Source organism: uncultured Dialister sp. (assembly GCF_937959425.1).
Classification (GTDB): domain Bacteria; phylum Bacillota; class Negativicutes; order Veillonellales; family Dialisteraceae; genus Dialister.
Genome location: NZ_CALGPS010000205.1, coordinates 18,867 through 35,642 on the forward strand (window position 1 = coordinate 18,867; position 16,776 = coordinate 35,642).

General features: G+C 46.4%; 16 protein-coding genes. 15 read left to right on the plus strand and 1 reads right to left on the minus strand.

Going from position 1 to position 16,776, the window contains the following annotated elements; all coding sequences use genetic code 11:
• Positions 1-2 precede the first annotated feature (2 nt).
• From rpe to Q0482_RS08770, 14 genes are all read left to right on the plus strand, one after another.
• Positions 3-644 carry a ribulose-phosphate 3-epimerase gene (gene rpe / locus Q0482_RS08705; RefSeq protein ID WP_299145534.1) on the plus strand — a complete coding sequence of 214 codons (642 nt, stop codon included), beginning with the start codon at positions 3-5 and terminating at the stop codon, positions 642-644.
• A gap of 132 nt (positions 645-776) precedes the next feature.
• The gene (locus Q0482_RS08710) at positions 777-1,646 is read left to right on the plus strand and encodes an Hsp33 family molecular chaperone HslO (protein ID WP_299145513.1); all 870 of its coding nucleotides are present in this window, start codon (positions 777-779) and stop codon (positions 1,644-1,646) included.
• Complete coding sequence (mtnP, locus tag Q0482_RS08715) at positions 1,643-2,440, plus strand: S-methyl-5'-thioadenosine phosphorylase (RefSeq protein ID WP_299145515.1); 798 nt, start codon at positions 1,643-1,645, stop codon at positions 2,438-2,440. The genes Q0482_RS08710 and mtnP overlap by 4 nt, the downstream gene beginning before the upstream one ends.
• A complete protein-coding gene (gene mtnA / locus Q0482_RS08720) occupies positions 2,437-3,489 on the plus strand; it encodes an S-methyl-5-thioribose-1-phosphate isomerase (protein WP_299145517.1) in 1,053 nt (350 codons plus the stop codon). The genes mtnP and mtnA overlap by 4 nt, the downstream gene beginning before the upstream one ends.
• Positions 3,489-4,733 (plus strand): adenosylhomocysteinase, encoded by a 1,245-nt coding sequence (locus tag Q0482_RS08725; protein ID WP_299145519.1) that lies wholly within the window; start codon positions 3,489-3,491, stop codon positions 4,731-4,733. Before mtnA ends, Q0482_RS08725 begins: the two co-directional genes overlap by 1 nt.
• A gap of 11 nt (positions 4,734-4,744) precedes the next feature.
• On the plus strand, positions 4,745-6,031 hold the full coding sequence (locus Q0482_RS08730; protein ID WP_299145521.1) for an amidohydrolase: 1,287 nt from the start codon (positions 4,745-4,747) through the stop codon (positions 6,029-6,031).
• Between the two features lie 858 nt (positions 6,032-6,889).
• On the plus strand, positions 6,890-11,032 hold the full coding sequence (locus tag Q0482_RS08735; protein ID WP_299145522.1) for an LPD23 domain-containing protein: 4,143 nt from the start codon (positions 6,890-6,892) through the stop codon (positions 11,030-11,032).
• Entirely contained in the window at positions 11,029-11,700 is a 672-nt protein-coding gene (locus Q0482_RS08740) for a hypothetical protein (RefSeq protein WP_299145524.1), read from the plus strand. The genes Q0482_RS08735 and Q0482_RS08740 overlap by 4 nt, the downstream gene beginning before the upstream one ends.
• Positions 11,701-11,789: 89 nt before the next feature.
• The gene (locus Q0482_RS08745) at positions 11,790-12,299 is read left to right on the plus strand and encodes a phage holin family protein (RefSeq protein WP_299145525.1); all 510 of its coding nucleotides are present in this window, start codon (positions 11,790-11,792) and stop codon (positions 12,297-12,299) included.
• A gap of 1 nt (position 12,300) precedes the next feature.
• Positions 12,301-12,441, plus strand: coding sequence for a hypothetical protein (locus tag Q0482_RS08750; RefSeq protein ID WP_299145527.1), 141 nt, complete (start codon positions 12,301-12,303; stop codon positions 12,439-12,441).
• Entirely contained in the window at positions 12,422-12,910 is a 489-nt protein-coding gene (locus Q0482_RS08755; protein ID WP_299145528.1) for a hypothetical protein, read from the plus strand. Before Q0482_RS08750 ends, Q0482_RS08755 begins: the two co-directional genes overlap by 20 nt.
• On the plus strand, positions 12,910-13,377 hold the full coding sequence (locus Q0482_RS08760) for a hypothetical protein (RefSeq protein WP_299145529.1): 468 nt from the start codon (positions 12,910-12,912) through the stop codon (positions 13,375-13,377). Before Q0482_RS08755 ends, Q0482_RS08760 begins: the two co-directional genes overlap by 1 nt.
• Before the next feature lie 400 nt (positions 13,378-13,777).
• Positions 13,778-14,770 carry a site-specific integrase gene (locus tag Q0482_RS08765; RefSeq protein WP_299145531.1) on the plus strand — a complete coding sequence of 331 codons (993 nt, stop codon included), beginning with the start codon at positions 13,778-13,780 and terminating at the stop codon, positions 14,768-14,770.
• A gap of 102 nt (positions 14,771-14,872) precedes the next feature.
• Positions 14,873-15,373 carry a prolyl-tRNA synthetase associated domain-containing protein gene (locus Q0482_RS08770; protein ID WP_299145532.1) on the plus strand — a complete coding sequence of 167 codons (501 nt, stop codon included), beginning with the start codon at positions 14,873-14,875 and terminating at the stop codon, positions 15,371-15,373.
• 63 nt (positions 15,374-15,436) lie between these two features.
• Here the strand turns inward: Q0482_RS08770 and Q0482_RS08775 are convergent, their stop codons facing one another.
• Positions 15,437-15,700 carry a LysM peptidoglycan-binding domain-containing protein gene (locus Q0482_RS08775; protein ID WP_291054669.1) on the minus strand — a complete coding sequence of 88 codons (264 nt, stop codon included), beginning with the start codon at positions 15,698-15,700 and terminating at the stop codon, positions 15,437-15,439.
• A 333-nt stretch (positions 15,701-16,033) separates the two neighbouring features.
• Between Q0482_RS08775 and lexA the strand changes: the two genes are divergently transcribed.
• Positions 16,034-16,669, plus strand: a complete 636-nt coding sequence (gene lexA / locus Q0482_RS08780) for a transcriptional repressor LexA (RefSeq protein WP_296979580.1) — start codon at positions 16,034-16,036, stop codon at positions 16,667-16,669.
• Positions 16,670-16,776 lie beyond the last annotated feature (107 nt).

The window sequence follows — 16,776 nt, forward strand, 5'->3', positions numbered from 1 at the left end:
TGATGAAAATTGCTCCATCTGTGCTGGCTGCTGATTTTTCCAATCTAGCCTTTGAGCTGAAGGATATTGAAGAAGGCGGTGCCGACCTGGTCCATCTGGATGTGATGGACGGTCATTTTGTTCCCAATCTTTCCTTTGGTGTACCGGTAATTCAGTCTCTGCGGAGGCGCACCCACCTGCCCTTTGACGTCCATCTCATGACATACCACCCTGAAGCCTATCTGGATGGATTGGAAGCCTGCCATACCCACATGATTTCTTTCCACGTGGAAGCTGTGCCCCATCTTGACCGTATGATTCATAATATTAAGGACAGAGGCATCAAGGCAGGTATCGCCCTGAATCCGGGTACCTCTTTAACCACCATAGACCAGGTACTCCCGCTTCTTGATTTCGTTCTCATTATGTCCGTTAACCCGGGATTCGGCGGGCAGAAGTTTATTCCCTATTCGTTGGATAAGATTGCAGCTCTCTCCGCTATGATAAAGGATAAGGGGCTGTCCATTTCTATCGAAGTGGACGGCGGTGTGAATAAGGATAATGCACCTCTTCTGAAAGAGGCAGGTGCAGATATTCTGGTAGCCGGTTCTTCCGTTTTTGGTAAGAAGAACAGGAGAGAAGCTGTCAGCGCATTGAAAGTATAATTAAAAAGCGGCGGTCCTGCCGCTTTTTTAGTGGGAAAGTTTCAGTGTTTCTTAAAGATTGTCAAGCGCCAAAGGCTTTAAAGTGTTACAATAATAGAGTAATTTATTTATGTTTTAACAGGAGTCACATGTATGAGCGTAATGAATCAGATTGACCACTACCTGAGTACCGACGGCATCCGTATAACCGTAGCCGATATTACAGATGCCGCCCGGGAAGCCCAGGAAATTCATCATCTTTCTTCCCTTTCTGCAGTGATTTTAGGTAAAGTGCTGAATGCCAGCGCCATTCTGGCCATGGATTTCAAAAACCATGAAGGCGTTTCATTAAAGTGGGTGACAAATTCTCCTCTTGGCACCATTCATGCCGATGCCTATGAAGGCAGATATGTCCGCGGATTTATTGAACATCCCGATGACGGTTCCGTTTTCTATACTCCCGATAAAGAAGCGGAATGGGTAAGCCGGAGGGGTAAACTCTTTGTTACCCGGTATTCTCTCCTGAAAATGCCCTATGTTTCAGCCGTGGACCTTCCTGACGGCGATACAGCTGCCTGCGTGTCCGATTATATCAATTCTTCAGACCAGACCTTATCCCATGTGGAAATCGAAGCGCTGCTGGATGAAAAGGGAAAAATCATCCGTGTGGCCGGTTTCATCGCCCAGCTCATGCCGGAAGGTGATAAAAAACTGTTCGGAGAACTGTTTGCCAGAGACAGGAAATGGAATCTCTTTGACGAATCAGGGAAAGAGGATGCTCTGTCCACACTTCTTCATAAAGAAAACTATGTCCTTCTTGGCACGGCACCCGTTTCATTCCGCTGCACCTGCGGAGAAGATCGCATCAAACATTCTCTTCAGGGCCTGCCTTTAGCAGAACAGCAGGGACTGCTGGACGATGACCACATAGAAATTGCATGCCATTACTGCGGGAAGAAATATGAAATTTCCCGAGAAACTTTGATAAAATGGTTTAACGAAAAGGGAGGAAATGTACAATGAGTAAACTGGCTTTTATCGGCGGTACCGGCGTATATGACCCCGGTATCCTGACAGATCTTCATTCCGAAGTCATTGAAACACCCTATGGGAAAGCAAGCTATGAATCCGGGAAATTCGGGGATAAGGAAATCATTTTCCTGGCCCGCCACGGTGTGCATCACACCATCCCGCCGCATAAGATCAATTACCGTGCCAATATCTATGCGTTGAAAATGCTGGATGTCAAGGCAGTGGTATCAACTACTGCCGTAGGATCTCTGAATCCTGACTATAAGGCCGGAGAGCTGGTTCTTGTGGACCAGTTCATCGATATGACCAAGTCCAGGGAAGGCACATTCTATGACGGAGAGCATTATGGCGTTGCTCATCTGGACATGACCCATCCCTACTGTGAAACCCTGCGGGAGGCTATTATCAAGGCCGCAGAGCAGGAACATATTACCCTCCATCCCCATGGTACCTACATCTGTACTGAAGGGCCCCGTTTCGAAACACCGGCCGAAATCAAAGCGTACCGCCAGTGGGGGGCTGATGTAGTAGGGATGACCAACCTTCCGGAATGTGTACTGGCCAGGGAAGCAGAAATCTGCTACTCCACCATTTCCATGGTCACCAACTTTGCCGCCGGTATTTCCAAAGAGCCCCTTTCCCACAAGGAAGTGGTGGACTGCATGAACCATAACCTGGAAAGCTTTAAGAAAATCATTACCGTCCTTTCTAAAACTTACAATCCGGATACGGAATGCAGCTGCCACCATGCGGCCAAAGACTTTGGAGGATTTCATCTGTTATGAGCGAGCCACTTGTATCCCTGAAGTGGGAGAGGGGAGCGCTGGTCCTTCTTGACCAGACCGGGCTGCCGGATAAGCTCTCCTATATCCGCTGTACCGATTACAGGGAAGTGGGGAAGGCCATTTTCCGTCTCTCCGTTCGCGGCGCCCCTGCCATCGGTGTGGCCGCTGCTTATGCCATGGTTCTGGCTTATCAGGAAATTGAAAAGACAGTGCCAAAAGAGCAGCAGAAGAAAGCTTTCCTGTCCGCCGGACGAGAACTGATTTCCTCTCGCCCCACTGCGGTGAACCTCTCCTGGGCGGTTCATGAAATGATTCGCACCTGGGAAAGCCTTCCTAACGAAAATAAGCTGGAAGGTCTGACAACAAGGGCCAGGGCCATCGAAGAGGAAGATAAAAACCTCTGCAGCCGCATGGCTGATCACGGTGCCGATCTTTTTAAGGGAAGGAAAAATCTACGCATCCTGACCCACTGCAATACAGGTGCCCTGGCTACTGCAGGCATAGGGACAGCTTTCGGCGTTATCTACCGCCTCTATGAAAGAGGTCAGATTGAAAGAGTCTATGCCGATGAAACAAGGCCTCTTCTGCAGGGCGCCCGCCTCACGGGCACGGAACTTATGGTGAATCATATTCCCTGCAGTCTAATTTCCGACAATATGGCCGGGTGGGTGATGAAAGAAAAGCACATTGATGCCGTCATTGTAGGGGCTGACCGCATTGCAGCCAATGGAGACGCTGCCAACAAGGTGGGAACCTACAGCCTCGCTGTTCTCTGTGCCTATCACCATATCCCTTTTTATATTACCGCCCCCTTTTCTACCTTTGACTTCTCCATTTCCAGCGGAGATGAAATCCGCATAGAAGAAAGAAATCCGGAAGAAGTAAGGCAGATCAAAGGCGTTTATACCGCACCAAAAGATATTCCCGTGTTTAATCCCGCTTTTGATGTGGCACCTCATTCACTGATTACCGGTATCATAACGGAGAAAGGAGTTCTTACTCCTCCCTATGATGTGGCAATAAAAGAATATGAAAGGAGCTTACACTAATGAGTGAATCTATGATTCGTGACATTTCCCTGGCTGATAATGGAGAACAGCGTATTCGCTGGGTAGCAAAATTCATGCCTGCTCTCAATGCCCTTCGTAAAGAATTTATTAAAGACCAGGTATTTAAAGGCAAAACCATTGTTATGTCCATCCATCTGGAGGCTAAAACAGCCTATCTGGCCCTGACCCTGAAAGCATCCGGTGCCAATGTCATCTGCACCGGCAGCAATCCGCTCTCCACCCAGGACCCCATTGCAGCAGCCCTTGTGAAAAACGGAGTAACCGTTTACGCATGGCATGGCTGCAGTGATGATGAATATACTATGTTCCTTAACAAAGCCCTGGACCATATGCCCGATATTATTATTGACGATGGGGGAGACCTGGTACACCTGCTCCATACCACAAGAGTGGATGCAAGGAAGAACCTCATCGGCGGCTCCGAAGAAACAACCACTGGCGTATACCGCCTCAAGATTTTGGAAAAGAACAAAGAGCTTCAGTTCCCCATGATTGCGGTAAATGATTCCTACTGCAAGTATCTTTTTGATAACCGTTACGGCACCGGCCAGTCCGCCTGGGATGGCATTATCAGAAGCACCAACCTCACTGTCACCGGTAAAACGGTGGTGGTAGCAGGATACGGCTGGTGCGGCAAAGGTGTTTCCATGCGCGCCAAAGGACTGGGTGCCCATGTCATCGTTACTGAAGTGGATCCCATCAAAGCCATTGAAGCCGTTATGGACGGATTTGAAGTGATGCCCATGGATGAAGCCGCCAAGTACGGTGATTATTTCCTCACCGTCACCGGCGATATCGACATTATCACAGAACGTCATTTCATGAAAATGAAAGACGGTGCCATCTGCGCCAATGCCGGTCATTTTGACTGCGAAGTCAGCCGCAAAGACCTGGAAAGGATCTGCACGAAGAAATTTGAAGCCCGCAAAAACATCGAAGGATATGTCCTTCCTAATGGCAAAACCGTATTCCTCATGGCCGAAGGCCGCCTGGTAAATCTGGCTGCCGGTGACGGACATCCGGCAGAAATCATGGACCTTTCCTTTGCCATGCAGACACTGGCTGCCCGCTACCTCCTGCAGCACGGTAAAGAGATGGAAGCAAAAGTATACACACTGCCCCATGAACTGGATACAAAAATTGCCTCCATCAAACTGGCTTCCATGGGATATAAGATTGATACCCTGACCGAAGCCCAGAGAAAATACCTGGGACTTGACTAAAGGAGGCACCTATGAAAATCCTGATTAAAAACATCGGTCTTATGCAGGACGGGAAAGTCACCGAACATAAGAATATAGCCATTGAAGACAAATATATCAAGGAATTTCCTGAGCATCCTAAGGGAGAAGACTACGATGAAATCATCGAAGGCCATGACATGCTGGCCATGCCGGGCCTTGTGAATACCCATACCCATGTGGCTATGACCCTCTTCAGAAGCTATGCTGATGATATGGCCCTCATGGACTGGCTGCAGAATAAAATCTGGCCGGCTGAAGATCATCTGGATGATGACATCGTCTACTGGGGCAGCACCCTTGCCTTTGCGGAAATGATCCGCGGCGGCACCACATCCTTCTGTGACATGTACATGTACATGGACGCCTGCGCCAAGGCCGCCGACAAAGCCGGCATCCGCGGCAACCTGGCCAGAGGCCTTGCGGGCATCGGCCCCAATGGCCAGAAGGGCATCGATGAAAACGTAGAACTCTATAAGAACTGGAACGGGGCAGGGGATGGCCGTTTCAAAGTTATGATGGGACCCCATGCACCCTACACCTGCCCTCCGGACTACATCAAAAAAGTACGGGACGTGGCAGAAAAATACGACATGCCCATTCACATCCACCTTTCCGAAACAAAGGGGGAAGTGGAAAACTGTGAAAAAGAATACCACATGACACCCATTGCCCTTATGGACTCCCTGGGCCTCTTCGAAAGACCCACCCTGGCCGCCCACTGCGTTCATGTGACAGACGATGATATTCGCATCATGAAAGAAAAACATGTCGCCGTGGCCCATAACCCCGCCTCCAACCTCAAACTGGCCAGCGGCATCGCTCCGGTTCCCAAAATGAGGAAAGCCGGCATTACCGTAGGCATAGGCACCGACGGCGCTTCCTCCAACAACAAACTGGATATGTTCGCCGAAATGCGCCTCACCGCCCTCATCCACAAGGCAGCCAATTACGACCCCTTCGCCATCACTGCCAAAGAAGCGGTGGACATGGCCACCAGAGACGGTGCCAAATGTCTTGGCTACGACAACCTGGGTGAACTGAAAGAAGGATACCTGGCTGATATCATCCTGGTAGACAGAAGCGGCTTCCACTGGAAACCCAGATTCGACAGCGTATCCCTTGCCGTTTATGCAGGCAACTCCATGGACGCGGACACCGTCATTATCAACGGCAAACCGGTAATGGAACACAAAGAACTCCTCACCATTGATACAGAAAAAATGGATGCAGAAGTCAAGAGAGTCACAGAAAAACTCTACGCCTTCACAAAGAAATAAGCTATAAATAAGCTATACCGCTCTATATCAAAAAAGCTGTGAATCATTGATTTCATAAGAATCATGATTCACAGCTTTTTGCATGGAAAGATTCCGAAAGCAGGACAGCACAAAAACACGGTACCAATCTGTGCCAGACAGTATTGCGGGCCTCTCGAAATCAGGCGCCAACGCTGAGCATACAGGAAAGTCCTGCAGCCGCCTTGAACCCGGGAAGCGCTGATTCATTCGCAGAATCAAATTTCATATGGATTTTTGTCCAATGCTTCGTCATCAGTCTCCTTAAATAGCCTGCTATTCGCGTCGACTGATTCCTTGCATTGAACTAAAATCCAAGAATGAAATTTGATAACGATTGAATCAGCGCGTCCCCGTCGTCCGGAAATGCGGGCTTATGCTGCAAGGGATGGTATCCGTGTTTTTGTTTGGTGGTCATGCTTTTTACGAATCTGCAGAATTCGTTCCGACTTCCCTGGGCCCCGGGAAATCAGGGAGGGGAATCAGGAATCTGTATACAGAGATTCATGGTTTCCTGTCTGCCATCGACATTCCGGCCGGAATATTCGCGATATACATAACAGACGGGAAAAGAATCCTTCCATGGAACATCCTGATTTCCTCCTCCATAAATTTATATTGCATAAGCCCCTCATTTTTACAACCCACCTCCAAAATTTTGTCTTGAAGAGTAAATGTATAAGATAATAATCCCCCGTCTGAGATGGGGTCCCGGCGAAGCAGTGGCGATACTTGTAGTATCTAAAAACCTCCTATGTATGGAAAGCCGGAAGGGCCTTTATGATAGATAAAAACGCCAACGAAAAAGGCGTGGACATGGTATCCCTTGACCGCGACACCATGATCCGTATTTCCAAGAACCCGGGGTGGTACCAGGCTCTCTACAAATCCTACGGCTGCGCCCCGAACGCCAGGGAACTCTACGATATCGCCCACAAAAAGATGGAAGACGAAGTCTATTACAACCTTGATAAAGCCGACACCGAAGGCATGGACGAGAAAGAAACCATGGAAGCCGCCAAGAAAAGAGTCGAATCCCTTGAACGGGTGAAGGACATTGTAGATAAATTTGATGATAAAGATATCGTGGCCCAGTCACTTCTGGAACCGGAAACCTACGAGCAGGTGTACACGCCCACCGTAGAAACGCTCTCCCAGGGGAATGCCGCCGTCAAAAAATCCGCCCGCGACTCCGCACTCATCCTGTCCAAAATGGCAGAGAATTTCCACAAAAATTATGGCGTGCCGCTGAAAATGGCAGCCGTGAAGATTGCACAAGGTAACAGCGAAACCTTAGGAGAAAGGTTCTTCAGCCCAGCCAATAGAGATGTTAACCCCGACTATGAACTCAACGTTGTAGATATTACAAAATATATTCCTTCAGAGCCTATCAGCAAAAAAGGCTTAAGAGATTATGTGAAAAAATATTTATATAATCAGATGAATCAACGGACGAATGACGGCAAGGCAATTATAAAAGTTCCAGAGAGTGCAAAACGGCAGAATCACATTGCGGATTCAAGCTTATACCGAGTACTGAATAACCCTAGGATGAAAGACCTAAAGGAACGACACGATCGTTCCATTTTAGATATCACTGATTTAATTAGAAATTCGATACTCGTAGAAAGCCAACCGAACTTCAAGTCAAATAAAAAAAGCAATACCGCAAGGTATCACAATTTCTATGTTCCAATTAAGGTCGGAAATGACCTGTATGCCGTTAGAATAACGGCAGAAGAAGACAAGTCAAACCTGGGTAAAGCTCCAATGGAACTGGAACTATACGATGTAATTATAAATAAGAAGGCAGACTCGCGAACCTCCCACCGAATGGGAATACTCGCAGACAGCCTGCCTTCCAAAATCACTATACGAGATTTATTAAGAAATGTCAAGGATGCGCATGGGCAACCGTTTATTAATCCGGACGGATCCCTTTCCCAGGGAATCAACTTCTACAGAAATGTAAATGGCTCATACAACCAAATGGCCGGGGAACGAGCAAATACTGCCATGATAAGTTGCCTGCTGAAGGCTGAATCTATGGAAAGGGAAGCGGTTTCCTCTAAAGAAATTTTTGGAAAAACCGGATGGATGAGAGGTCCGGACCACAAGTGGAGATTTGAAATTCCGGACAACCTGGACAAGATTGATTTTCCGAAAGACGGGAAAACTCATACTCTGGGAGAAATCTATGATAACCCGGACCTCTATGAAGCCTACCCGGAACTGGCACAGAAAACAGTGAGGATGGAAGATACCAAATCCGGAAAAGACAAGAGAACACGCGGCGCGTATGGGTATGTAGCTGAAGACGGATCTATTGTTATTGACAGCTCCCTTCAGGCGGATGAAGCAAAAACCGCACTGGTCCACGAAATACAGCATTCCATCCAGGCCATTGAAGGGTTCTCCCGCGGAGGAAATAAGGAAATGGCCAAGAAATATATTTCTGATACCATTGACCGGCTCTCCATGGATCTGATGGATATGGAATTAAAAGACCCAAAGGCCAAAGAGTATATGGACATGGCTGAAGAAATAGCGAATAGCTTTGACGAAAACGACGTCAGGGGATCGCTGGCCAAAGTGAAGAAACTCACAGAAAAAAGGAAGGCGCTGCTGGAGTCCCTGCCGGAAGGCGAAAGAAAAGAACTCTCCACCATTGAAAGAGACATCAGCCTTCTGGAAGATGCCATGAAGCAGGACGACTACGCTGCTTACAGAAGACTGGGCGGAGAAGCGGAAGCCTTCATGGCTGAAGGCCGCGCCAGAAATCCTTCTAAATCCATGCCGGACTACAACACACCCTATGGCCCGGCAGTGATTAACTACGCCGGGGAATCTCTTCCATTTAGAATGGAAGAGCCGGACCTTGTGGCCTTGCACAACCTTACTGTAGAAAACCTCAAAAAGGCTATTGATTTAGGCGGACTTGCAGTGCCGTCCGTTGCTATCACAAAGAAGCAGACGCCCTATAATTTTGGGTCCAATGATGGAGTAACCCTCATCATGGACAAAAATGTGGTAGATCCTGCAAAAACCCCAGTGTTCTCCAGAGACGCCTATACAAAAGTCTTCCCGTCCATAGTAAGAACCGGAGACAGAAGAAAAATAACTAAATTCATAGAAGACGCTATCCTGCCAGCGCAGAAAGAGATTCCCCGTGAAGTGGTGGATTATGGGAACCTTTACACACCGAGCTATCCCGCCAACCATAACGAAAAGAATGGAGAACTTCAGGAGGATGTAGAATCTTTCCTTCACTCCGACGGTGCTAAGTATCTCTATCTAAAATCCATCGGGAAAGCCCCAAAGCTGAAGATGAAAAAGCGGGGAATCCCAGAAGAGCTCTCGAAAGAGCCAAAACTTGTTAAGGCTCTAGAAAGCCTGGAAAAAGAATACGGCAGTCTGGACAAGCTGGATGAGAAGGGAAAAGAAAGACTCAGTAGAGTTCTCAAAGAAACTTACGCAGAGAAGCTCAAAGCCAAGGGGATTCGTTTTCATAGGCTCATAGAATCGGCAATGAAAAGGATAGAAAGCGGAGATCGGGCTAGGGAAGTAATCTATGAGTTCAAGAAACGCAACGACATGATTCCGGACAAAGACTCCTTCATTTCTGACCTGAATAAAAGAGCCAAGGGGAAACCCTTTGAGAGTTGGAAGGAATCCTTCCGAAATGAGATGTTAGGGGAATCTATTATACGCGACACCGGGAAACCTGCCAACTTGGAGAACATTACCGCCGCCATGATAGGCGGACTGAAGAATGCCCAAAAGAACATGTTTAGTGGATATGGAATAGGAAACATCATCGCCGCCAGCGGGAAGAAACTCAAGTCTCTTGACGAGTTCCACAAAGCGGAGAAGAACCTCAATCCGGAAGCAGATATTGAAGACGGGATGAGTAAATCCAAAGAATTCCTGGACCTGAAATCCGAAGTGGAATCTTTCGTGAATGCAATTACACCGGCCTACAAGTGGGAAGGATCGTATAATGCCATCTCAGAGGCCTATGGCGTTTTAGTCGATTACGTAAAAGGCAAGAAGCTGAGTTCGGCCCTGGCTGCGCATGATTTCACCGAACCACCGGAAGCAGAAACCATCGCGAAGCGAATCAAAGAGAAAGTAAAGGACTTACCAGCGAAATACTTTGAAGCGAAACCCCAGAGGGCTGTCTACTTCAACGAAGTAAAAGGAGCCATTCTTCCGAAAAACACCCCGAAAGAAATCAAAGACTACCTGAGAACACAGGGGGTGAAAGTCCGTCTCTATGACCCGAAAGTAGAAGGACAGAGAGAAGAAGTCACGAATAAGCTGCAGAACCAGGTGAACCAGTATTTCCAGGGAGAAAAATACTTAGGGGCCTACGACCGCGACACCAACGCCATAGAAATTTTCAATGGTGCCAATCAGTCCACCGTCATCCACGAAGGGGCTCACATGTACCTTTCCATGCTGGAAGAATACGCAAACCTATCACCGGAGGAAATGGCCAGGTACTTTGATGGAGACGAGGCCAAAGCCACCTCCTCCCTTCAGAAAATAGCTTCCGACCTGAAGACCATCAGGGAATGGGCTGCCTACACGGAAGGCCACCTGAAAGAGTACGAAGGAACGGCCCTTGAGAAAGAATTCAAAAAATATGGGGAAGACATCGAGAATGGAGTAGAAGGAGCCGAAGAAAGATTCATGCAGGAACGCTTTGCCAGGGGATTTGAGAAATACCTCATGGAAGGCAGTGCCCCTACTAAAGAACTGAAAGGCGTCTTCAGAAGATTCAAGAGCTGGCTGAAAGACATCTACTCCGCCGCAAAGAATCTGGGAAACGTCAAACTCACTCCGGAAATCAAAGACATCTACGACCATATGCTGGCTACAGACAGAGAAGTGGAAGCGTGGGCCGCCCAGAGAAAACTGGACTCCATAGATAAAGCACTGAACGTCAACGCTTCTGAAGCAGAAAATCTGAAGAAGTGAAAGAGAAAGCCAAAGAAATCGCCCTCTCCTACTACATGAAGACCATGAAATCCGACGCCCTGGAAGATTTCAGAAAGTCCATCGACACCCCGGAAGCGAAAAATGAATTCGCCAGGAAGCTTGCTGAAGAGAACCCGTTCTTCAAAATCGAGCAGATCCTTCACTCCGGGCAGCTCCCCACCCAGTCGGATAAAGAAAATTTCCTGAAGATGAACAACTACGACTCCGAGAAAGAATTCAATGAAGCCGTAGAAATGATGGGCGGAACCACTGAAGAGCAGTACAGAAAGCACATCGAATCTGAAATCCAGAATTTCAAAGACAGTATGCTCACTGAAGAAGACGTCAGGGCCATGGCCGAAAGCGTACTCGAATCACCGGAAGGCCTTCAGAAGAGAGCCAACCTGGAAGCTACCTTATTAGAAAAACGAGTCAACCAGTATATCAACGAAATCACCACATCCCAGTTAAAGCTCAAGAGAGCCAGCGACAAAGCCAAAGCCGCTGCCGAAATCCGCGAACGCTTAGGACTCGTCACTTCGGAAGACAAAGCAGAAATGGGCAGGCAGACCGAGAGAATTGCCAAGAACGAGGAGAAGATTTCCAAGCTGGAAGACCAGGTTAAGAAGCTGAAAGACCAGCTGGCCAAAGAAAAGGAAACTGATTAGGAAGATGGTCAGTGCTCTGGGCCAGTTTGAGGAATTCGAGAAAGAACTTCAGGGAATTAACCGGTTAAAAGAAAAACTGGAGGAATAGCATGGACCCCAATCAGTTTACAAAACCCATCAATGATATAGCGGCATGCCGCCTGGGAGACTATTGGGAAGTCAAAGTCGTGGCGGGTGGGATATTGGTGGCTGCACAGTTTCATTTTCAGCTCATGTCTCTCTTCGTGGCACTCATAGTCATAGACTTGGCCACGAAGTGGATAGAGCTGGCACATAACAGAATCAAGACAGATGATTATACCCCGAGCCTTCTGGAAAGTATTAAAGCCATTCCCTTGGCCCATAGAGCAGGAGTCATTTCAAGCAAAGCAATGAATACACAGTTCTGCGGGAAAATCATCGTCTATGTCATAGTGGTAATGGCAGGGTCAATCATAGACGCGATGACAATACAGGTACACTCATATGGGCTCGTAATGCCATTGTGCATCTCCTATCTTGCGGCATCGGAACTCCTAAGCATCATCGAGAATCTTGACGACGCCGGAGTCTCTGACGTACACGACCTTGCCGCATTAATCAAAAGAAAGAGAGGATAAAATGGAATCAGAAGAATTTATAGAATCCATCGGAAAGGAAGCAGGGAAAATCTGCGCTGACTATAATCTCCCTGCGTCTGTCTGCATTGCTAAGCAGCATTGGAGTCCGGATGGGGGAAAATATGGCTACAATCCACGCTAACGGCCTGGAGCGGTTGATGGATGGAACGATTAAGGAGAAATCATCATGGAAAGAATACATCGGAGTCAAAATCATTAAAGCAGAACCGGAAGCAGCCCGGAAAGACTATCACATGCACTCAAAGGGCGAAGACGGGTACAAAGTCGTCTATCCGGACGGCTACGAGTCCTGGAGCCCGAAGAAAGTATTCGAGGAAGCTTACAGGAAACTGAAAGGCAATGAGTTGTTAACAACTGCAAAACCAATGTTCAGCGCCGACTTAAGAGACCGCTTCCGGGCAAAATATTTACAGCTGAAAATAAGGAAAGAGAAGCTGGACAAAATGCTGGAAGGATATAAGGCCGGAACGCTCCCGTTCCATCCCAAATGTTCCTACGAGCTGTTAAAGAGCCAGTCTGATACCATGGGAGCTTACCTGAAAATTCTGGAAGAACGTGCAAGAATTGAAAATGTGCCCCTGGAGGAATAATGTGGAAACTATCGAAAAGTATCGCCATTGGATTCTTCTTGTTGTCATTATCCTGTTTGTCTCCAGCTATTTCATTTGGCGAGGAGACTACGGGACTTCCGACCCAAGAGGAATGGAATCAGTTCGAGACGGACTGGACCAATCAGCAGAACAACTTAAATCTGCTTCAGACGAAACTGGACGTGCTGAGTCAGAACTCGACGGAGCAGCAGCAGACAGTGATGAGATTGCAGACACAAGTAGACAGCTTGCAGAGCAGACTGAGAAGAGCCAGGCAGAACTTGCAGACTGCCAACGAATCCTTAATCGAAGCAGAGAAAGAGATGCAAGAGACCAAGAACTCTTTAGAAGAATTGAAGAAAGAAATAGAAGCTCTGGAACACCAGCTGGTAATAGCTAAACGCCAGCGGGACGTATGGGCTGAAATCTCTTTCATTACCGTGGGAGCGGCAATCTTCCGGAGGTGATCCAATTTAAAAAGCCCCGATGCATTTCGGGGCTTTTTTGAGTGAAAATACGAAGATTGGAAAACGTCTAATAATTGACCGTGACTGAACAAGCCGGCATTTTTCTTGCCACCATTTTTGCCACCATTTTTTCGTCAATTCACAGGATATTCATAAGTTTAAGAGAGGTGCTCATAAGTGGGAATATACCGAATAATACCAGTAGTTATCGCATCTATAAGGGATAGAAAGGGAAATCAAGGTATAATAAGTGAATAGGTTCCGATAATTTAATGTTATCGGAACCTATTTATTAAATGGCTTATATAGTATAATAGACTATAGGTATAGGTTTTTACAGTATGGGCAGAAAATCGCAGATTGATAAATCACTAAAAATTCGTTATACAAGGGAGTGAAAATGGATACTCACTTTGATAATCACTTTTTTCTTCGAGATTTCAGCAGGAATGCACAGACTGAAGGACTTTCAGATAAGAGTATCAATTCTCTGGCTGTGACTAAAGCGGAACATACCATTGACGCTTATGAATCGGACTGGAATGATTTCTGTGACTGGTGCCGATATCATCACAAGAGTTCTTATCCTGCAGCACCTGAAACTATTGTTAATTATATCAATGATCTGGCTGATTATGCAAAGGCTGCCACCATTCGCAGAAGAATCAGCGCTATTTCAGAAAATTATAATGCATCCGGCGAGCCGGTGGAAAATCCGTGTAAAGCCTGGATAGTAAAGGAAGCACTCATCGGTCTTACCCGTCTCAAAGGATCTATGCAGAAGGGAAAGACTCCTATTTATTGGGAGGAGCTGGAGGAAATCATAGGCCGAATGGATTTGACAACGCTTCCCGGGCTGCGTGACAGAGCAGTCCTTCTGCTTGGATTCATGGGAGCTTTCCGGCGCAGCGAGCTTGCCGGGCTGAATGTGGAAGATATCAGGAAATATCCCCAGGGTATTGTGATAACCATACAGCATTCCAAAACCGATCAGTTATCAGCAGGGCAGCAGATAGGCATCCCCTACCTTTCCCATACATCCATGGACTGTATCCATGCACTGCAGGAGTGGCTTACTGCGGCTCATATTACATCAGGTCCCCTTTTCCGAAGCTTCTTGAAAAATGGAAGGGTATCTTCCCGTCGGCTCAGTGATAAAAGTATCAATCTCATTGTCAAAAAATATGTGGCATCCATAGGGCTCAATCCAGAGTTCTACGGAGCCCACAGCCTTCGCCATGGTTTTGCTACCTATGCGGCTCTCCATGGGGTTGAAGAAAGGCTCATTATGAAGCAGACCCGCCATCGTTCTGTGGAAATGGTACGCCGCTATATTAATGAAGCCGATCTGTTTACTAATAACCCGATTGATAAGATGTTTAACCGCACATAGTATGGATAGAACAAAAATTCTTTTGAGCGGTTTTCTTGCTAAAAGAATTTTTGTTCGTGATTTATTTGCAATCATTGTCATAAAATTCACAGGAGTAAAAACATGATGATTGGGAAAGAGGAAATTCTGGCTCTTCTTGAGCAATATCATATTCCCTATGAAATCACAGAGCACAAGGCAGTATATACCATGGAGCAGTTATCCGAGGTACCTCTTCCCTATCCGGAGGATGATGCTAAAAATCTTTTTGTGAGAGATGATAAGAAGAAATATTATTATCTTATTACTGTCCGCGGCAGTAGCCGGCTTGATTTGAAGTTATTCAGTAAAGAACAGGGCACCCGCCGCCTTTCCATGGCTTCTGCTGAAGATTTGCACAGGTTCCTGCATCTGCCCCCAGGTTCTGTCACCCCCTTCGGTCTCCTGAATGATGAAAGCCGCCAGGTTATTTTCTATCTGGATCAATCCTTTCTGGATGGTTCCGGCCGCATTGGTATACACCCCAACGATAACAGGGCCACGTTATGGATATCTGCCAAACATTTGATATGTTTTCTTAAGAATCATCATATTTCTGTTCATCTATTCAATTCAGCAATATAGCAAAAGCAAACGTCCATTCTTTTGACAAATTTATAAGTCATAAGAATGGACGTTTGCTTTTTGCTAATCCAAATTAACAGGAATCTTGATTGTCATACCCGGCTCCAAAGCACCAGGATTTGAAATATGATTAAACTGTTCAATCCGGTATACCGCCTTTCGAATATCCTTTGTATTATCAATCCTTCGGGCTGCAATATCCCATAAGGTATCATTCTCGTCTACTGTCACCACTTCATATTGCACAGAGTCGCCTGCAACGGAAGCATTTACTCCCCATCCGCAAAGGATAACCGAAGCGATGAATAGAAAAATTATTTTTTTCATGGCAGTTCCCTCCCCATTATGTGATATCCTATCAAACTTGTATTCTTGAGAACTGTATTTTGGAAAACCGTTATTCTCAGAACATCGTTTCTGAATATATGATAATACAAAACATAGTTTCGTACAATAGAACAGAGGATTAGACTTTTTTAATTATAAGGGAGTATATGTTCTTAGTATAAAATGGCATGCGTAAATTTATTCTATGAACTTCTGTTTGATTTTATTCTTATTTTCCTGTATAATAAGTGCAGGTTATTGTAGCTTTGAATATATAGGAAAATATGATACATTTGCATTTTCATCATTTTATCAATAGGAAGGAACTGAAAAATGGCAGCAAAAAGATTAGGCAAAAACAGAGAATTAACAAGCCGAGAAAAGAGCATTCTGGAGTTTATCCGTCAAAAGATTTACGAAGATGGTTTTCCCCCTACAGTTCGTGAAATCTGCACTGCTGTAAATCTTCGTTCCACTTCCACTGTGCACGGCTATCTGTCCAGACTGGAAGAGCTGGGAGTCATTAAAAGAGATCCTGCCAGCTCCAGGGCCATTGAGGTGGTTGGAGATATGTCCTGGCGCCACAAGAAGATGATTCCCATGCCTCTGGTAGGTGCAGTCCGTGCAGGCGAGCCGCTGGTGGCAGATGAACATCTGGAGTCGGTCTTCCCCCTGCCTGCTGAAATGGTAGGCAGTGACAACAGCTGCTTTATTCTGGTAGTTCGCGGCGACAGCATGATTAATGCAGGTATCCAGGAAGGGGATTACCTTATTGTATCGGAACAGGATCATGCTCAGGATGGAGATATTGTAGTGGCTCTGGTGGGAAATGATGATGCTACGGTGAAACGTTTCTATAAGGAAGATGATCATATCCGTCTGCAGCCTGAAAATGATGCCTATCAGCCTATTATCTCCAAGAATGTAACTATCCGTGGAAAAGTAATCGGTCTTTATCGCCATTTCTAACCCAGCATATTTTAGGAAATCTATAGTAAACGACATAAATAGCTTTACTTTGAAATAACGCTTGCATATGTTATACTCTAAATGGAGGAATAGCGTATGAATAAGCG